General features: G+C 56.5%; 13 protein-coding genes. 11 read left to right on the top strand and 2 right to left on the bottom strand.

Going from position 1 to position 17,274, the window contains the following annotated elements:
• Nucleotides 1-165 precede the first annotated feature (165 nt).
• From xylA to EJQ19_RS17255, 8 genes are all read left to right on the top strand, one after another.
• Nucleotides 166-1,485: a xylose isomerase gene (xylA, locus tag EJQ19_RS17290; protein ID WP_126142491.1), complete on the top strand. Its 1,320-nt coding sequence runs from the start codon at nt 166-168 to the stop codon at nt 1,483-1,485.
• A gap of 175 nt (nt 1,486-1,660) precedes the next feature.
• The gene (locus EJQ19_RS17285) at nt 1,661-2,239 is read left to right on the top strand and encodes a TetR/AcrR family transcriptional regulator (RefSeq protein WP_126142490.1); all 579 of its coding nucleotides are present in this window, start codon (nt 1,661-1,663) and stop codon (nt 2,237-2,239) included.
• Between the two features lie 61 nt (nt 2,240-2,300).
• Entirely contained in the window at nt 2,301-4,313 is a 2,013-nt protein-coding gene (locus tag EJQ19_RS17280) for an alpha/beta fold hydrolase (RefSeq protein ID WP_126142489.1), read from the top strand.
• A gap of 88 nt (nt 4,314-4,401) precedes the next feature.
• Nucleotides 4,402-5,691, top strand: a complete 1,290-nt coding sequence (locus EJQ19_RS17275) for a glycoside hydrolase family 18 protein (RefSeq protein ID WP_126142488.1) — start codon at nt 4,402-4,404, stop codon at nt 5,689-5,691.
• 782 nt (nt 5,692-6,473) lie between these two features.
• Nucleotides 6,474-9,071 (top strand): Ig-like domain-containing protein, encoded by a 2,598-nt coding sequence (locus tag EJQ19_RS17270; protein WP_126142487.1) that lies wholly within the window; start codon nt 6,474-6,476, stop codon nt 9,069-9,071.
• 147 nt (nt 9,072-9,218) lie between these two features.
• Nucleotides 9,219-9,644: a hypothetical protein gene (locus EJQ19_RS17265; RefSeq protein ID WP_126142486.1), complete on the top strand. Its 426-nt coding sequence runs from the start codon at nt 9,219-9,221 to the stop codon at nt 9,642-9,644.
• Between the two features lie 442 nt (nt 9,645-10,086).
• On the top strand, nt 10,087-11,193 hold the full coding sequence (locus EJQ19_RS17260) for a carbohydrate kinase (protein WP_338143336.1): 1,107 nt from the start codon (nt 10,087-10,089) through the stop codon (nt 11,191-11,193).
• 22 nt (nt 11,194-11,215) lie between these two features.
• Nucleotides 11,216-12,124, top strand: coding sequence for a pseudouridine-5'-phosphate glycosidase (locus EJQ19_RS17255; protein ID WP_126142521.1), 909 nt, complete (start codon nt 11,216-11,218; stop codon nt 12,122-12,124).
• Between the two features lie 98 nt (nt 12,125-12,222).
• Here the strand turns inward: EJQ19_RS17255 and EJQ19_RS17250 are convergent, their stop codons facing one another.
• Together EJQ19_RS17250 and EJQ19_RS17245 are read right to left on the bottom strand one after the other, a co-directional pair.
• Nucleotides 12,223-13,137, bottom strand: coding sequence for an aldo/keto reductase (locus EJQ19_RS17250; protein WP_126142485.1), 915 nt, complete (start codon nt 13,135-13,137; stop codon nt 12,223-12,225).
• Nucleotides 13,138-13,144: 7 nt separating this feature from the next.
• Nucleotides 13,145-13,720 carry a nitroreductase family protein gene (locus EJQ19_RS17245; RefSeq protein WP_126142484.1) on the bottom strand — a complete coding sequence of 192 codons (576 nt, stop codon included), beginning with the start codon at nt 13,718-13,720 and terminating at the stop codon, nt 13,145-13,147.
• Nucleotides 13,721-13,995: 275 nt separating this feature from the next.
• On the opposite strand from EJQ19_RS17245, the gene EJQ19_RS17240 reads away from it, so the two are divergent.
• From EJQ19_RS17240 to EJQ19_RS17230, 3 genes are all read left to right on the top strand, one after another.
• Entirely contained in the window at nt 13,996-15,453 is a 1,458-nt protein-coding gene (locus tag EJQ19_RS17240; RefSeq protein WP_164716594.1) for an S-layer homology domain-containing protein, read from the top strand.
• Nucleotides 15,454-15,556: 103 nt separating this feature from the next.
• Nucleotides 15,557-16,744 carry an oxalate decarboxylase family bicupin gene (locus tag EJQ19_RS17235; RefSeq protein WP_126142482.1) on the top strand — a complete coding sequence of 396 codons (1,188 nt, stop codon included), beginning with the start codon at nt 15,557-15,559 and terminating at the stop codon, nt 16,742-16,744.
• Between the two features lie 124 nt (nt 16,745-16,868).
• Nucleotides 16,869-17,267, top strand: a complete 399-nt coding sequence (locus EJQ19_RS17230; RefSeq protein ID WP_126142481.1) for a YuzC family spore coat inner layer protein — start codon at nt 16,869-16,871, stop codon at nt 17,265-17,267.
• The last annotated feature ends 7 nt before the right edge of the window (nt 17,268-17,274 follow it).

Below are 17,274 nucleotides of genomic sequence, written 5' to 3'. Positions count from 1 at the left end.
TCCTGCCGTACCTTTTGCGTCCAAAATTCGACTATGAACCTGATTCTATCAGAAAAAAGTGTGCGACGCACGAACTAAGTTTGTTTAATGAATTTACAAACTTTTCGTTTGGTGGTATGATGGCTCCATCAGGCATCATCACCCTATCTTATGGAGGCTGCACACATGAGCTATTTTGATAACGTTCAACCGATTCAGTATGAAGGTCCGGCATCTGTGAATCCGCTTTCTTTTAAATTCTACAATCCCGAGCAAGTCGTTCTGGGCAAAACGATGAAAGATCACCTGCGCTTCGCCGTCGCTTACTGGCACTCTTTTTCGGCAAACGGTTCCGATCCGTTCGGCGCTGGCACCAACATCCGTGCATGGGACCAATACGACGGCATGGAACTGGCCAAAGCCCGCGTTGAAGCGTGCTTCGAGCTGCTGAACATCCTCGGTGTCGAGTATTTCGCGTTCCATGACCGCGACATCGCGCCGGAAGGCAGCACGCTGCAAGAAACGAATGCGAACCTTGACGAAATCGTCGCTCTCATTAAAGACAAGATGAACGCCACCGGCAAAAAACTGCTGTGGAACACGGCGAACATGTTCACCAACCCTCGCTTTGTGCACGGTGCGGCGACGACGAACAATGCGGAAGTTTTTGCTTATGCGGCTGCTCAAGTGAAAAAAGCGCTAGATCACGCCAAAGAACTCGGCGCCGAAAACTACGTTTTCTGGGGCGGCCGTGAAGGCTACGAGACGCTGCTCAACACGGACATGGGCCTCGAGCTCGATAACCTGGCGCGCTTCCTGCACATGGCGGTTGCGTATGCGAAGGAAATCGGCTTCACCGGTCAATTCCTGATCGAGCCTAAGCCGAAAGAGCCGTCCAAGCACCAGTATGATTTTGATGCGGCGACGACGCTTTCTTTCCTGCAAAAATACGACCTGCTCCCTTACTTCAAATTGAACCTGGAAGCGAACCACGCCACGCTCGCGGGTCACACGTTCGAGCACGAGCTGCGCGTCGCACGTCTGAACGGCATCCTCGGCTCCATCGACGCCAACCAAGGCGACCTGCTGCTCGGCTGGGATACCGACGAGTTCCCGACGGATCTGTACGCGACAACCATGGCGATGTACGAAATCCTGCTGAACGAGAACGGCATCGGAAGCGGCGGCGTGAACTTTGACGCCAAAGTGCGCCGTACCTCCTTCGAGCCGATCGATGTCGTGTACGCGCATATCGCAGGGATGGATGCTTTTGCCCGCGGTTTGCAAGTGGCGGCGAAGCTGATTGAAGACAAAGTGTTCGACAATATTCTTGACGCACGCTACGGCTCCTTCAAGTCCGGCATCGGTGCCGACATCGTCGCTGGCAAAGCGGACTTCAAGTCCCTTGAAGCTTACGCGTTGGCGAACAACGGCCCAATCAAGAACCAATCCGGCCGCCTCGAACTGATCAAGGCGACGGTGAATCAGTATTTGACGAACGCGTAAGAGGTAAGACCAACCATTTTAACTCCAAAATCCCGTCTCAGCTTTGCGCTGGGGCGGGATTTTTTTTGTAGTTGCTGGATGCAGGCTGGGCGCTTTGGATGGGACCCGGGCTCTCACCGCCCTCGATCACCACCCCTATTGACAACACTCCGTTTAGTACCGTATAGTACTAATCATGAAAAAGACAAAACCATCCAATCGCGACGTCGTCCTCCGTACCGCCATGACGCTGTTCCTGACGAGAGGCTATCTTACCACCTCAATCGACGACATCGTGGCTGCCAGCAAAGTTGCCAAAACCAACATCTACTACTACTTCAAAAGCAAAGATGAACTGCTCGCCGCCATTCTTGACGGGCTGATTGCCGCTTACAACGAGAAGATGCAGGATATTTTCGCGCGACAGGAGCTAAAGGTGTATGAGCGGTTTGCCTTGTTTTTAAAAGAAGTCGCCACCCCGGAGGATTCCTCCCTCGCGGGGTGCCCGTTCCTGACGCTGTACACGCAGCTTCCGCCAGAAGCCGAGCCGCTGCGCCGCAAAGTGGGCGCTTTTTTCGAAGCGCAGACCGCAGCCGTGGAAGCGATGCTGCATGAAGGCATTCGCAACGGCGAATTTGCCGCACAACTGCCGGTTCCCGCCGTCGCCGGGCTGATCGTCTCCACGATCGAAGGCGCGCTGTTCCTGCAGCATGCCCGCCAGAATCCGGCGCTGCTGGAGCAGACACTCATTACTTTAGCGTTATTGCTAAAGTAATTTTTTTAATCACAATTAGCACTAAACAGTACTAAAAAATCCAAAAGGCAGGTGTTCCTAGATGGCAAACATTTTTTTAACTGGTGGAACGGGATTTATCGGCTCCCCTTTGCTTCAGCAGCTTGAACAGGAGGGGCATGTTGTTACCGTGCTGGTGCGGTCGATGGCCAAGTGGCAGTCGCTGCGCGAGCGTCTCGGACTACGTAAGAGCGTGCCTGTACTCGGCGATTTAAGCCTCCCGGAGCTGGGACTCAGTGAATTCGACCGCAGCCAAGCGCTGTCGTCCGAAGTTGTCATTCACGCCGGAGGCCCGATGGATATTCGGCTGAGCGAGACGGAAGCGCGAACGGTGTTTCTTGAAGCGGCGGATGAGCTGCTGAAGCTTGCCAAAACCATACATGAAGGGCCTGGGCTGCGCCATTTTATTCATGTGGTCGGGTTTAAGAGCCCTTTTACAGAGGACAATTTCCGACAGCCGGGTGCCATTATCCAGCAGTTAGCACATTACCCGCCTTACGAGCAGATGAAGTTCCTCGCTGATCTGCGGATTCGCGAAGGCGCCAGCGCGCTGGGCTTCCCGCTGTCCGTCGTCCACCCCAGCGTCGTCATCGGCAGCTCCGTAACCGGGGATACGCCACAGACGGGCGGGCTTGGCATTTTGGTCGGCGCCGCGGGCCGCGGCCTCATGCGCATTGTACCGGGCGCCGCAACCCATTGGCTGCCGCTCGTCCATGTCGATCATGCCGCAAGCATGATCTGCGCGCTGGCCGGGGAGAGCGCCCCTGTCTCGCAGACGTACTATTTGCTCGATCCCGCGGAAGAGAGCCCGCCCATGGGTAAGCTCGTCGCCGGCATCGCCCGCGAACTGCGCGTCGGCAAGCCCATCGGCACGATCAAGCCCAAGCTGCTGACGAAGCTGCTGAGCACGCCGCTTGGCCGCAAGCTGGGCGTCCCTACGGAGTCGATGGATTTTATTGTGGAGAGGGAGACCCCGTATCCACTATCCACTACGCAGCGCGTGCAGCAGGCGCACGGAATGCCTGCCGCGGTACAGGCCGAGATGCTGCCCTCTGTGATTGCCGATTTGGATTATCGGCTGCAGCATGGGAACCCGGCCATGCCGCAGGGCTACACGCGCGGGAAACGCGGGCCGCTGGCGACGCTGGAGCGCGGAGCAAGTGGAGGCCGGGAAGCGTTCGGGGCGGCACAAACGACTTGGACCGAGGAGACAACGCGACAGGCAACTGAAGGAGTGCGCAGGGGCCGGGAAGCGGCTGCGCCGGTGCAGCCGGCGATCAGCGCGTGCGAGACAGTGATGCTGCCAAACGACGGAGCTGGATCTGGCCATTCCGCCGCCATGCCCACGCTCGTGTTCGTCCACGGCACGTTCAGCAGCGCCGACTGCCTGCTTCCGCTGGCCGAGCAGTTCCCCGAGGCCGACGTCTGCCTGGTGGACCTGCCAGGCTTCGGGCGCAGCCCGTACCATCACGCCCCGGACGTGATGGCGGGGCATGTCGAATCGCTTGTGCAAGCGATTCTCGCTTTTCCCGCGCCCGTGACGCTCGTCGGGCACTCGCTGGGCGGCCTCGTGGCCGCCCTCGCCGCCGCCAGCGTCCCGGGGCGCGTCCACAGGCTGCATCTGCTGCAGCCTGCCTTCACGACCGCGCGCACGTACCGCAGCGCGCGCCTCACCGCCGCCGCGCTGCGCTTCCTGCGCGAGGCCGGGCTGCGCCGGCAGCTCGTGGCGCAGAGCTGCTTCGCGGACATACGCGACATCCCGGAGGGCTATGTCGCGTATGTCCTGCAAGAGCTGCGGTCGTCCCGCGTGCGGCGGACGACGGCGGACACCCTCGCGGCGCTGGCGAAGCGCGCCGCTGCACCGGCCCCGCAGCTGCTCAGCACGCTGCGGGAGAAAGCCATGATCCTGTGGGGCACCCAGGATCATCACCACACGCTGGCGGCGGAGCTCCGCGCCGCCATCCCGACAGCGACGATCGAAGCTGCGCACCATTTTCCGATCTCCCATCCGTGCGAGACCGCTAGGCTGCTGCGCGAGCACGGTTTATTTTCCTAGACATTCACCCATCGCCTCCGGCCCGAATACAGTGTAGAAAAATGGGCTCACAGGACCCTGTCCTGTTGCAACGAGGAGGAACCTGCATATGCAAATTCACGTTGTCCAGCGCGGACAAACGCTCTACCGCATTGCGCAGATTTACGGCAGCTCCGTGGACGAGATCGCCTCGGCCAATGAGCTGACGCCGAGTCAGTCGCTCGTCATCGGACAGGCACTTGTCATTCCGATCGTCGGTTCGTATTACTGGGTGCAGCCCGGCGAAGGGCTGTATGCAATCGCCCACAAGCTTGGGCTGGATCTGCACACGCTCGCATCCGTCAACGGACTGACCGACTACCAGTCGCTCTCGGCCGGCTTCCGGCTGTACATCCCGCCGCATCCGCGCCGCAAAGCGGAGTCGAACGCGTACGTCGAACCGAGGGGCGACGAAGTATCGCCGGTGCTCCTGCAAGCGTCGAGAGAAGCGGCGCCGCATCTGACGTATTTGGCCCCTTTTACGTTCCGCATCCAGCGGGACGGCACGCTCAAAGCGCCCCCGCTGAACGGACTGCGGGAAATCGCCGAGAATAACGGGGCCACGCTGATGATGGTTGTCGCCAATCTCGAGAACGATCAGTTCAGCGCCGATCTGGGCCATATTTTTTTGAACGATATGGCCGTTCAGGATAAGCTCCTGCAGACGATTCAAGCCACAGCGAAGCAGCACGGTTTTAAGGATATTCATTTTGACATCGAGCATCTGCTCCCCGCTGACCGCGAAGCATACAACCGCTTCCTGCGCAAAGCAGCCACAATGATTCACCAGGACGGCAACCTGATGTCTACGGCTCTGGCACCCAAGACGAGCGCCACACAGGCCGGCCAATGGTATGAAGCGCACGATTATAAAGCGCATGGGCAGATCGCGGATTTTGTCGTGATTATGACGTACGAATGGGGCTATAGCGGTGGGCCTCCGATGGCGGTTTCCCCAATTGGCCCTGTACGCAAGGTGCTCGAATATGCGATGAGCGAAATGCCCGCCTCCAAAATCATGATGGGGCAAAATCTGTACGGCTACGACTGGACACTGCCTTTCGTTCCAGGGGGCGCCTACGCCAAGGCGATCTCGCCGCAAGCGACGATTGACCTCGCGCGCAAGTTCAACGCGCAAATCTTGTACGACTATACCGCGCAAGCGCCGCATTTTAACTATTGGGATGATAATGGCAAGGAGCATGCGGTGTGGTCGGAGGATGCACGGTCGATTCAAGCCAAGTTCCGGCTCATTCAAGAGCTCGGCCTGCGCGGCATCAGCTACTGGAAGCTGGGCCTCAAATTTCCGCAGAACTGGCTGCTGCTGGAGGACAATTTTAATATCGTCAAGCGGGGATGACCCTCGCCTTGCCAAGGGAGGCCTTTATGGACAGGGGCATGCCGACTGTATAAAATGGACACTCACGGCCGCTAGAGCCGCTACACCGGGATTCTTCGCCGTAAAAAGGTCAGCGATGACCGTTAAAGCTTGAAGACGGCTCTGTTGACGCGCTTTCACAAGCTATAACGGTCATTCTCGTCTGTTAGAGCGCTCACTCTCCAAAAAGAGAACGCTAAGAGACACGAGCGTCCGTTAGGCAGCAGTGACCTGACAAGGGGTTGACCGTTGACCGTTGCCATGCGCCGGTGTAGCAATACCCCCCCCCCCAGTTGCACAGCGGATCGCTGGCCGGAGGTTAAAAGCTGTAACGGTTGCGGCAGCACTTATTTGGCCCGAAATCCGTTTTGTCAAATTGTAACGGTCGTCACAGCGCTTATTTGCCACCATTTCAACGAGATCTAACCGATTTCACCTAAATAGCCGCTGCTGCAACCGTTACGCTCAAAAATCGCGGTTTTGCAGCGAAATAAGCGCTGTGGCGCACGTTAGCGGCCGCAACGCGGTGTCCCCTCAAGCCGACTCGCTGCTTCACGCTGCTGACGGCGCCCCGAATGCTGTCAAATTCGTAGAATTTGGCGCAGCAGAGATGGGGTTTTTCGTCATTTTCAGCCACTTTTCAGCAAATTTTAAGGTTCTCGACACGTTTTTCCTTCATTTTCCGCTTGCAAATGCCGATGTAAATAGAGATCTATGTTCATTTGGTCAATTCAGCAGCTTACTTTTGGAGGGAAACGGAAAACATGAAAAGGCTAAGTCACACGAAGTGGTTGTCCCTGTTCCTTATTTTGGCCCTCGCCAGTCAAGCCCTTTGGGCCGGCGCGGCGTTCGCAGCGGATAGCATCTCGAAGCTCGTTTTGAACAAAAATGAGATCAGCCTGCAGGTGGGCGACACCGCCACGCTATCGGCAACGGCCATTTTTGTCAGCGGCACGACAGAGAATGCGACGGTCAAAACCGATTGGAACTCCGGCACGCCTGAGGTCGCTTCGGTGTATGCAGGCGTCGTCACTGCCAAAAAAGAAGGGAAAGCCACGATCACGGCCACCTATATGGGGCAAACGGAAGTCGTTACGGTCACCGTCAGCAAAAAGGTGAAGTCGTTGACCTCCGATGTGAAGTCCCTTGATTTGCGTCTTAACAGCACGCAGCAATTAACGATTACGGCCTATTACGAGGACGGCACGTCTGAAAATGTGTCCACCCTCGCCGACTACACGGTCGCTGCCAGCACGATCGCTACCGTGACGAACGGGCTCGTTCGCGGGCAAAATCCGGGCAGCGGCACGATTACGGTCAAGTATATGAATCAATCGCTCACACTCGACGTCGATGTTGAGGTCGTGCGCCGACTCGATGCGGACAAGTCCGATGTGTCCTTGCTGAAGAACGGAACGAGCAAAGTGAAGCTGATGGCTACGTATCCTGACGGCACAACAAGCGATGTTGCAAGCAAAGCCGTCTGGACGTCCGACAAGCCGGACGTTGCCGACGTGATTAACGGCACGATCACCGGCTATAGCGTCGGCAAAGCAACGCTGACGGCTTCCTACGGCACCAAAACGACGACGATCCGCGTCGACGTAGACAGTACCGTGAAGCTGGAGCTGGATAAGACGAGTATTTTGCTGAAGAAAAACGGTACCGGCCAACTGAAGTTGACCGCAACCTATGCCGATGGCTCGACATCGGACATTTCCGACCGCGCCGAATGGTCATCGAGCGATGAGGATGTCGTGCAAGTGACCAAAGGCAAACTGCTCGGCACCGACATTGGCGAAGCGACTGTGTTTGCCAAGTATGGCGACCGCACCGTTGCAGCTAGCATTGATGTGGAAGTGCCGCACCGTCTCGTTGTGAGCGCAGACTCCCTAACGCTGCAAGCGGATGCCAACGCGTCGCTGGATCTATACGCCACCTATGCGGACGGCACGACGGCAACCGTAACCGACAGCGCAACATGGAGCGTTGATCACGAAGACATCGCGATGGTGACGAAAGGTAAGGTCAAAGCATTTAAGTCCGGTATCGCGACGATCACCGCTTCCTACGGCGGCAAAACGACGACAACGCGCGTAGAAGTCGACGTGCCAACCTCCGTCAAGCTGTCGCAGAAAGCGGTCAATATGCAAAGCGGCGACTCGGCGAACGTCACGTTGACGGCGTATTTTAAAGATCGCAGCGCAGGTGTGGATGTGACGGACAAAGCGACGTGGACGTCCAGCGACGAGAAAATCGCGGAAGCCAGCAAAGGCGCCATTACCGGCGTGGCTACAGGAGCAGCCACGATCACAGCGGAATACGGCACGCGCAAAGCCGTCTTACAGGTGTCCGTCGGCGAGCTGAAAAGTCTGACCGTCAGCGAAGAAAAGCTGGTGTTGAAAAAAGGCGCATCCGCCAAGTTAACTGCCGAAGCGCTGTACACGGATGCCACGAAAAGCGATGTGACGTCCGATGTCATCTGGACAAGCAGCAATACGAAAGCTGTTACGGTCGATCAAGGTGTCGTGAAAGCGATCGCCTCCGGCACTGCGACGATTACGGCGCAGTTGGACAGCAAAACCGTCACCATTCCGGTTGACGTAGATATGGCCAGCGACCTCTCGGCCAGCGTCATGAACATTGTGATGGATCTGAATGAGACGAGAACGATCGTACTGACGGCCACCGACGCAAGCGGCGCGGCCCGCACAGTAACTGGCGATGCTGAATGGAAGACGAGCAACGCCTCCATCCTGTCCGTTTCCAAAGGCGTGGTGACGCCTGTCGCACGCGGGAAAGCAGCCGTCACCGCGACATATGGCGGCAAGAGCATTTCCATTCCGGTCGAAATCGGCGTGATTGACTCGCTCAAGGCCAGCAAAACGTTCTTCATCACGAAGAGCGGCGATCAAACACAATTGACGGTGACGGCAACGATGTCGGACGGCACGACCAAAGATGTCACGAACACCGCCACCTGGAAAGTGGCGGCCTATAAAATCGGCTCCATCGAGAATGGACTTTTCACGGCGACCGGTTCCGGCAAAACGACGATCACGGTCTCCTTCGGCGGCAAAACCGTCGCTATTCCGGTGGAAGTCGACACGCTGAAATATTTGAAAACGGATGTCGTGAAACTCGAGCTGAAAGAAGGCCAAACGGCCAATGTCAGCGCAATCGCGACTTACTCGGACGGTTCGGAAGATGACGTTACGAAGCCTGCCTTGTGGACGACCTCGAATATTATGATCGCGGATGTCAAGGACGGCGTCATTAAGGCGACCGGCAAAGGCACGGCGCGTATTTCCGTCACTTTTGCCAATATGCGCACGACGGTTCAAGTGACCGTTACAAAATAACGAAATCGTCGGCTTTTCGCGGCCCCCTCTGGTTGTTCCCAGAGCGGGGCTTTTTGCATCTTCTGCATAAGTTCTTGCGCATAGGGGAATATATGCTTAATTACTCGGAGTTGTCTCCTATCGAGAACTTTTGGAGGTAGATCTACCATGAATCGATCGATTAAGCTCGCTTCGATTTCTTTTTTAGCCATTACCGTTTTGTTGGGCGCCCACCAATACCGGCTCAGATCCCATAAACACGACATGGAAATGATGTCGCAAGCTGAAGTACAGCAATCTGCGAAACAAGGAGCGCCGACGTTTTTCGAAACGAATCCGTTTGGCATGCCCGCGGCGCCGCTGCATCCTTCGCACCGCCACAGCCGGCACAGCCATGCCGCTTCGTACGGGCTGACCCCGCCGACGGCGCTGCAGGACGGTGCAGTCGGCACAGGCCCCGGCGGCACGGTTGCAGCTCACTCGGTCGCGGACACCAAGGCGAAACCGCGCCCCTGGTACAGCTACCTGGGGCTGCTGGGACTGCTCGGTCTGTTAGGCCTTGGCCGCCGCTCGAATGCACCGTATGCGGAATAAGGCGAACAGCGGGGGCTACCCGCCTGTGACAGCGCGGTTCAGTGTGCCTGAGGCTGTACCCGGCCCGCGTATATCTTCATATTGCGTGTGCAAACGCTGACCTTCGGAGGTGTACACCATGATTTACCGTTCCTTGAGCGCAGCTAGAGTAGAACGTTGGCGGGACGTGTGGCGCATGGCTGCGCGGTTGATCCTCGAACCTTTCGGCACTTCAGAGTGATGGTTACCTCTCCTGAACCATACGCGAGGCAATTTGAATCGATCTGTCAACGTATCCCCCAGATTTACTGTCTCACGAGCCCGTTTCCTTCTACTATCCGGCGCAGCTGGGAGTGTAAGGGGACGGGCACTTTGTCTACCTTCAAAACAAATGTCCATGAAATAGACTTTTGTCTGCTATTCCATTACACTAGAAGCATACGTCAGTCGAAAGGGGAGTTTCATGTCTTTCATGGACCGTGAACAGCACGTTCTGGCGCTAATTCGTCAAAACCCATTCATAACCCAGCAGGAAATGGCAAGCACAATCGGCATTTCCCGATCCGCCGTCGCCGGCTACATTGCCGCGCTGACGAAGAAAGGCATCATTCGCGGACGCGCCTACATCATGGCGGAGGAACAGACCGTGCTTTGCCTTGGCGGCGCGAACCTCGATAGCAAAGCGACGGCCAAGCAACCGATCCGCATGGCTTCTTCGAATCCGGTGTCTGTCACCGAATCGTGCGGCGGCGTGGCGCGCAATATCGCGGAGACGCTGGCGAGGCTCGGCTGCCACACATCGCTTTTCACCATCGTCGGCGATGACAAGGCCGGCGCGTGGGTACTGGAAGAGACGCGCAAGCGCGGCGTCGACGTGAGTCAGTCCGTCGTGCTTAAGGACGGCGCAACCGGTACCTACACCGCACTGCTCGATCCTGAGGGCGAGATGGCGCTCGCTTTTGCCAATATGGATATTTATGATCACTATACGCCTGCTCTGCTTCAGGAAAAATGGCCGCACATCGCCGCTGCGAAGCTCATTATCGCAGACACGAACTTGCCGGCCGACACGCTGGCGGTTCTGATCGGCAAATGCCGCGAGGAGGAAATCTCTCTTTTCATCGACCCGGTCTCCTCGGAAAAAGCGAAAAAGCTGCCCGCCGACCTGACCGGTGTTACCGCTATTTTCCCAAATTTGGAGGAAGCGCAGCTGCTGGCAGGCAGCCAATACGACGATGCGAGCCAGCTTGCCGAAGCCATTCGCTCGCGCGGCGCAGCCCATGTATTTATCACGCTGGGAAGCAAAGGCGTATTTTACCACAGCAAGGAGCAGAACCGTCTCTTCCCTCCACTGCCTACCAAAGTCGTGGAAGTCACAGGCGCGGGAGACGCTTTCCTGGCCGGTGTCGCTTACGCCGTCCTGCATCAGCTGTCTTACCTGGAAGCTTGCCGCTACGGCCTGGCTGCCGCCCATCTAACGCTGCAAACCCAACATTCCGCAGCATCCGAGCTGACTGAAGAGCGTCTGCTCCATACCGCCACTACGGCCACCCCACAAACCCATAACTAAGGAGAGTGCTCTCATGCTGCTCATGTCCCAATACCTTACCTACACCGAAGAAATAAAAGACGCCCTGGCGAACAACAAGCCGATCGTGGCCCTCGAAACGACAATTATCTCCCACGGTATGCCGTACCCGCAGAACATCGAAATGGCGCGTAAAGTCGAACAAATCATCCGCGACAACGGCGCTGTGCCGGCGACGATCGGGATCATGGACGGTAAAATCAAAATTGGCCTGAACGAACAGGAGCTCGAAGCTTTTGCAACGAACGGTCAAGTTGAAAAAGTAAGCCGCCGCGACTTCGCGTATATTCTCTCTTCCGGCAAAATCGGCGCGACGACCGTCGCCGCCACCATGATCGGCGCTTCGCTAGCAGGTATCGAAGTGTTCGCAACCGGCGGCATCGGCGGCGTGCACCGCGAAGGCGAGAACTCCATGGACGTCTCGGCCGACCTTACCGAACTGGCGCAAACCAATGTCGCCGTCGTCTGCGCCGGGGTCAAATCCATTCTCGATATCGGACGCACGCTCGAATATTTGGAAACGCACGGCGTACCGGTTGTCGGTTACAAGACGGATGAATTCCCTTCCTTTTACTCCCGCGAGAGCGGCTACGGCGTGGACTTCCGCCTCGACGATGCAGCAGACGTGGCGTCTATGCTCCGCACGAAGTGGGATCTTGGCCTGAAAGGCGGCGCGGTCATCGCCAACCCGGTGCCGGAGGTTTCGGCAATGGAACAGTCCGACATCGAAACATACATCAAGCAAGCGCTGAACGAGGCGAAAGAGCAGCAGGTTACAGGCAAAAAAGTAACCCCGTTCCTGCTCGCGCGCATCAAGCAGCTTACCGATGGCCGCAGCCTGGACACGAACCTGGCGCTCGTCTATCACAATGCGCAGACCGCGGCGCAACTCGCGGTTGCGTTGAAGAAATAGCGCCGCGCTCAGATTGAAACCAAAAAGTCCTGCATCACCTACATCAACGATGTGTGTAGGCATGCAGGACTTTCTTCATTTCATCTGGACCCTTCTATCTATCGATGTTGCTCGTATCTATTCAATCGGGTTAACTGACGCAGCAGCGCGACCTCACTTTCGGTTAGTGGAGCTGCCGCTGCCGCCTCGATGTTGTCCTGCAATTGATGAAGCGAGCTGGCCCCCGGGATGGTTACAGCGACTGTAGGATGCGATAAGGCATAGCGAATGGCAAGCTGGCTCAGACTGCAGCCACGGGCTTCGGCCACCTCCTGCAATTGGGGATGCAGCGCGCCTAAGGATTCTTTTCCGTAGTCCAGATACCCTTTCTCCAGACGCTGCTGTCCTCCGCTCGATAAAATCCCTTTCGCCACTGGACCGCGGGCGATCAAACTGATCGATTCGTCGGCAAGCAGCGCCAGCACCGCTTCCTCCGGACGCCGATCCAATAAGCTGTACTGACTCATGACGCTCACAATCGATGAGCGTCTTGCATACGTACGAATGACATTCGGACGAATTGAGGAGATGCCATAATAACGAATAACTCCCTCTCGCTTCAATTGTTCAAATGCTTCGATGGTCTCATCGATCGGATCGTCCAACGTCCCCCCGTGCAGTTGATAGAGATCAATGTAGTCCGTGCCCAGCCTTTTCAAGCTACCTTTGACTGCCTCTAAAATATAGGCCTTAGAGGCATCCCACACCCAGCCCTCGTGGCCTGGAATTCGTCGATTTCCCACTTTTGTGGCGAGGACGATTTCCTCACGACGGCGATCACGAAGTGCCGCTCCAATGATTTCTTCATTGCGGCCTTCCTCATATAAATCTGCCGTATCAATAAAATTTACCCCTCGTTCTATCGCAGCGTGAATCATAGAGATAGCCAGACGTTGATCCGTGCCTAATGACATGCAGCCGAGTCCGACCTCGCCGACCATGAGTTCCGAAGTACCTAATCGATTTCGTTTCATGACCCTGTTACTCCGTTACCCAGATCGTCTTCTCTGCGAACGGTTTCCGCACCGCTTTCAGCGGCAGCGGCTCCGGATAGCCGAGGTAAATGAAGCCGACCAGCTCCTCCTTGCCGGCGAGGCCGAACGCCTCCCGCATTTTCGGATGGTAGGTCGGAGCGCCGGTGCGCCAGATCGCGCCTAGCCCAAGCGCATGCGCGGTGAGCAGCATATTGTGCACAGCCGCGTGGGCGGCGGCGTATTCTTCAATCTCCGGCACGACGGCTTTCTCGGACGGCGATACGGCGACAGCGATCACCGCAGGGGCGCGGAACGCTTTTTTCATATTGGCGTCACGCAATTTCTCCGCTTCCTCGTCGGAAAGCTGATCAACAGCTTCCGCCAGCGCCACCTCTGCGTAACCGCGGCCGAGCAGTCCCCGGCCTTCGCCAGTCATGACCCAGAACCGCCATGGCTCGGTATGCGCGTGATTCGGCGCCCAAATGCCCGCTTCCAAAATCTCTTCAATTAATGCTCGATCCACCGGATCCGGCTTGACTTTGCCGATGCTGCGGCGACTGCGAATTGCCTCTTGAACGTCCATGCTTCCCACTCTCCATCCTGAATTGGCCCAAAGCCGCGATGTGGCCGCTAATCTGCAGCCTTCGCCCTAACTTTACCGCTTCCAAGCGCGTAATTCAACAGGGCACGGATGCTGACCTAGCACTCTTTTACATCGAAATCACCAGCCCCTGCTTTGACAGAAATTTGACAATGACGTCCTTTCTATGACACGCTATAGTAGAAGCATCACGATAGGTACTAGACAAGCTAGTTTACTAGAGCGACGCTTACGACTATCTTCGATGGAGGACTATGATGAAAACATTGAAACTTCCTTTAACCCATACAGCAACGGCATTATCGCTTCTGGCAAGCTTGATGCTCGTTCAGCCGGCTGCCGCGGCAACCGCGAAGACCAGCGCTGACTTCACAGACTTGGGCAACGTTTCCGCCGACCTCAAGGCTAAGCTTGATGCCATGATCGGCGGAGGCATTTTCGACGGTGTATCCAGCGACACATTCGGCATCCAGCAAAAGATGACGCGCGCTCAGTTTGCGAAAGTGGCGACGAAAGTTTTTGAAATTCCGGTCGATTTGACTGTTGCTGCATCGAGCTTCACCGACGTACGTGCGGATGATTCCGCCAACGGTTGGGCTATTCCGTACATTGAAGCCGCGAAAAAGGCAGGTCTCATTGACGGTATGACGGATACGACCTTTGCGCCTGGCGACTCTGTCACTACGGCTCAACTCGACACGATATTGCTGAAAGGCTTAGGCAAAAAAGTTGTGACTACGGGTTCCCCATGGTACGCCGATGCGGTCTCGCAAGCGACGACGTTGGGCATTCATCCGACTGGCAAAGGCGGCGACGCGCAAGCAACGCGCGAGGATTTGGTCGTGAGCGCATACGGCGCTCAGCAAGCTTATCAAGAGGCAACGCCTCCTAGTACGGGCAATGGCAATGGTACCGGCACGAATCCGGGAACGGGCAACAGTAATGGCTCAAATCCAGGGACAGGAAATGGTACGGGTACGAACCCAGGGACAGGCAGCAGCACATCAGGGAATGTTTCGATTGTGGGTTCCTACACACTGGCCAGCGTCATCGACAGCGGGCTGACCGACAATGCATCCGGCGCGATCTCCAAAGCGGATGCTGAGAATCCTGCGATCAGTAAATTTGCCAAAGAAATCGAAATTAAAGCCACGACAAACGGGGGCGACACCGTTGCGATTCCGGGCGTGGTGCAGTCCGTCTTCTCATCCGATCCGAACGTAGCTAAAGTAGGCCTGAGCGCAGACCACCACGCCTATGTGCTGGGGAATAAGCCAGGCACGGCAGACGTCAGCGTCATGGTGCAGATCGGCTCCGGTGATGCCAAGCAGCTTCATGTTACCGTGACGGTGACCAGCGATCCTGTCAAGGCTGCCGCTTTGAAAGCGGGCGAGACATCCATTACGAAAGCAATGACTCCCGTTGACGGCAACTACACGGCTTCGTTTGACGCATACTCCGCGATGGATCTCACGATTACCGACAATTACGGCATCAAGTATGAAAAAACAGATGCTGCGAATTACAATTTTGCACTGGGCACATTGTTCATCGTTAACGACATTCAAGGCGACGCTGCGTTGGGAGCGGTCGGCACTGTAACGGCAGATGAGCACGGGACCGTGAACGTCTCCGGCAATGTGAAGTATTTTGAACTGACAGCCGTCTCCGCATCCGGTCAAAAGGTGACCAGCTACGTCACAATGACGCGCTAATCTACCTCTGTAAACATGTCAAAATGACCCCTTCCGGGGTCATTTTTATTTTTGCTGGCGAATAAGCATCAATAGGATGAAGGTCCCTAAAAGGAGTGAGTGTATGAATCGACCTCATATATCGCCGTCCCCTATCCCGCAGCCGATTCGTTCCGACGGCATGGGCAACGTCGACCGCGGCCCCCGCGATGTGATGCGGGATTTGGAAAACCCTGATATGCTGGTCCCGCCTATGACAGATCATGGGACGGTGCCGAATCTCAAATTCTCGTTTTCGGATACCCATATGCAGCTCAATCACGGCGGCTGGTCCCGCGGCGTCTCGATTCGCGAGCTGCCGATCGCGAAGACGCTGGCTGCCGTCAATATGAGCCTGACGCCGGGCGGCGTGCGGGAGCTGCATTGGCATCAGGAAGCGGAATGGTCGTATATGCTGCTGGGAAGTGCGCGGATTACCGCCGTCGATCAGGACGGGCGCAACTTTATCGCCGATGTGGGGCCCGGGGATTTGTGGTATTTTCCGCCTGGAATTCCGCACTCCATTCAAGGGCTGGAAGAAGGCTGCGAGTTCCTGCTTGTGTTCGACGACGGAAGCTTCTCCGATCTGGGGACACTGGGGTTGTCCGATTGGTTCGCGCACACGCCCAAGGATGTGCTTTCCGCCAACTTTGGCGTCAGCATGGATGCTTTTGCCGACATTTCTCCCAAGCAGAAATACATCTATCAAGATAAGATCCCCGGCCCGATCGCAACGCAGCAAGTGCCGTCACCCAACGGGCAAGTGCCGCTCAGCTTCACGCACAAGCTGCTTGCGCAGCCTCCTCTTCGCACACCGGGCGGCTGCGTCCGGATCGTCGACTCCAGCAATTTTCCCATTTCCAAAACCATTGCCGCCGCGCTTGTAGAAGTTGAACCCGGCGGGATGCGCGAGCTGCACTGGCATCCGAATCAGGATGAGTGGCAGTACTATTTGGCCGGACAGGGACTCATGACGGTATTTGCAGCGAACGGTGTGGCCAGAACGTTCGATTACCGCGCCGGGGACGTGGGCTATGTCCCTTTTGCCTTCGGACACTATATCCAAAATACCGGAACCGAGTCCCTCTGGTTTCTGGAGATGTTCAAAAGCGACCGCTTCCAGGACGTTTCACTCAATCAATGGCTGGCGTTGACCCCGCAGGAGCTGGTCTCATCCAACCTTAATGCCGGGCCCGAGTTCCTCCGGACGCTGCGCAAAGAAAAATGGCCCGTCGTCAAATACCCCGGCTTCTCGTACTATCCGCGGCCTTAGAAGCCGCTCCGGAAATTCCGAGTACCAGGCCCGCTCCCTCCGCGATGCACACTCGCCTAACGCAGGCATATAGTGCAGTAGCATATTTTTAAATAACCTCTTTTAAAGAAAGGGGGCGGCCGCCTTGTATAATGACCCTTCTTTGTATCCCTACGCACCGCTGCACTACTACGCGTACCCGCCGCATCCGTACCATTACGCACCGTACTGGGCTTGGGATCGCGATTACCCGCCTGTCGCAACGAACCAGCTCAGCAATTCGATCGCGCTTTCGGACATCATGCTGAAAGATGCCGCCTTAATCCTCAGCAAGCTGCATGATCCCGTCGTCGCCAAACAATTAATGAGCAACGCCCAGAGCGGCAATCAAAAGGAAGTCGACCACATTGTCCATGCCTTCGGCAGTAAATCGGACGTTGTCACGACTTATACGCCCAGCACGGTGCAGTTTTCGCTTGGGCCGAAAACCACCGGAGGAGCGCCCTGCTGTCAGTTGATTTTATCTTTGAAATGGGGCAAGTAGATCATTG

It is taken from the genome of Paenibacillus whitsoniae (assembly GCF_003955665.1).
Taxonomy (GTDB): Bacteria; Bacillota; Bacilli; order Paenibacillales; family NBRC-103111; genus Paenibacillus_E; species Paenibacillus_E whitsoniae.
Note: the sequence above shows the minus strand (reverse complement) of the source record. Positions and strands in the feature narration are given on the sequence as shown.

What these genes read in the sequence shown, in the direction of transcription:
- xylA (WP_126142491.1), top strand. Translation starts at nt 166, where the DNA reads ATGAGCTATTTTGATAACGTTCAACCGATTCAGTATGAAGGTCCGGCA.
- EJQ19_RS17285 (WP_126142490.1), top strand. Translation starts at nt 1,661, where the DNA reads ATGAAAAAGACAAAACCATCCAATCGCGACGTCGTCCTCCGTACCGCC.
- EJQ19_RS17280 (WP_126142489.1), top strand. Translation starts at nt 2,301, where the DNA reads ATGGCAAACATTTTTTTAACTGGTGGAACGGGATTTATCGGCTCCCCT.
- EJQ19_RS17275 (WP_126142488.1), top strand. Translation starts at nt 4,402, where the DNA reads ATGCAAATTCACGTTGTCCAGCGCGGACAAACGCTCTACCGCATTGCG.
- EJQ19_RS17270 (WP_126142487.1), top strand. Translation starts at nt 6,474, where the DNA reads ATGAAAAGGCTAAGTCACACGAAGTGGTTGTCCCTGTTCCTTATTTTG.
- EJQ19_RS17265 (WP_126142486.1), top strand. Translation starts at nt 9,219, where the DNA reads ATGAATCGATCGATTAAGCTCGCTTCGATTTCTTTTTTAGCCATTACC.
- EJQ19_RS17260 (WP_338143336.1), top strand. Translation starts at nt 10,087, where the DNA reads ATGTCTTTCATGGACCGTGAACAGCACGTTCTGGCGCTAATTCGTCAA.
- EJQ19_RS17255 (WP_126142521.1), top strand. Translation starts at nt 11,216, where the DNA reads ATGTCCCAATACCTTACCTACACCGAAGAAATAAAAGACGCCCTGGCG.
- EJQ19_RS17250 (WP_126142485.1), bottom strand. Translation starts at nt 13,137, where the DNA reads ATGAAACGAAATCGATTAGGTACTTCGGAACTCATGGTCGGCGAGGTC.
- EJQ19_RS17245 (WP_126142484.1), bottom strand. Translation starts at nt 13,720, where the DNA reads ATGGACGTTCAAGAGGCAATTCGCAGTCGCCGCAGCATCGGCAAAGTC.
- EJQ19_RS17240 (WP_164716594.1), top strand. Translation starts at nt 13,996, where the DNA reads ATGAAAACATTGAAACTTCCTTTAACCCATACAGCAACGGCATTATCG.
- EJQ19_RS17235 (WP_126142482.1), top strand. Translation starts at nt 15,557, where the DNA reads ATGAATCGACCTCATATATCGCCGTCCCCTATCCCGCAGCCGATTCGT.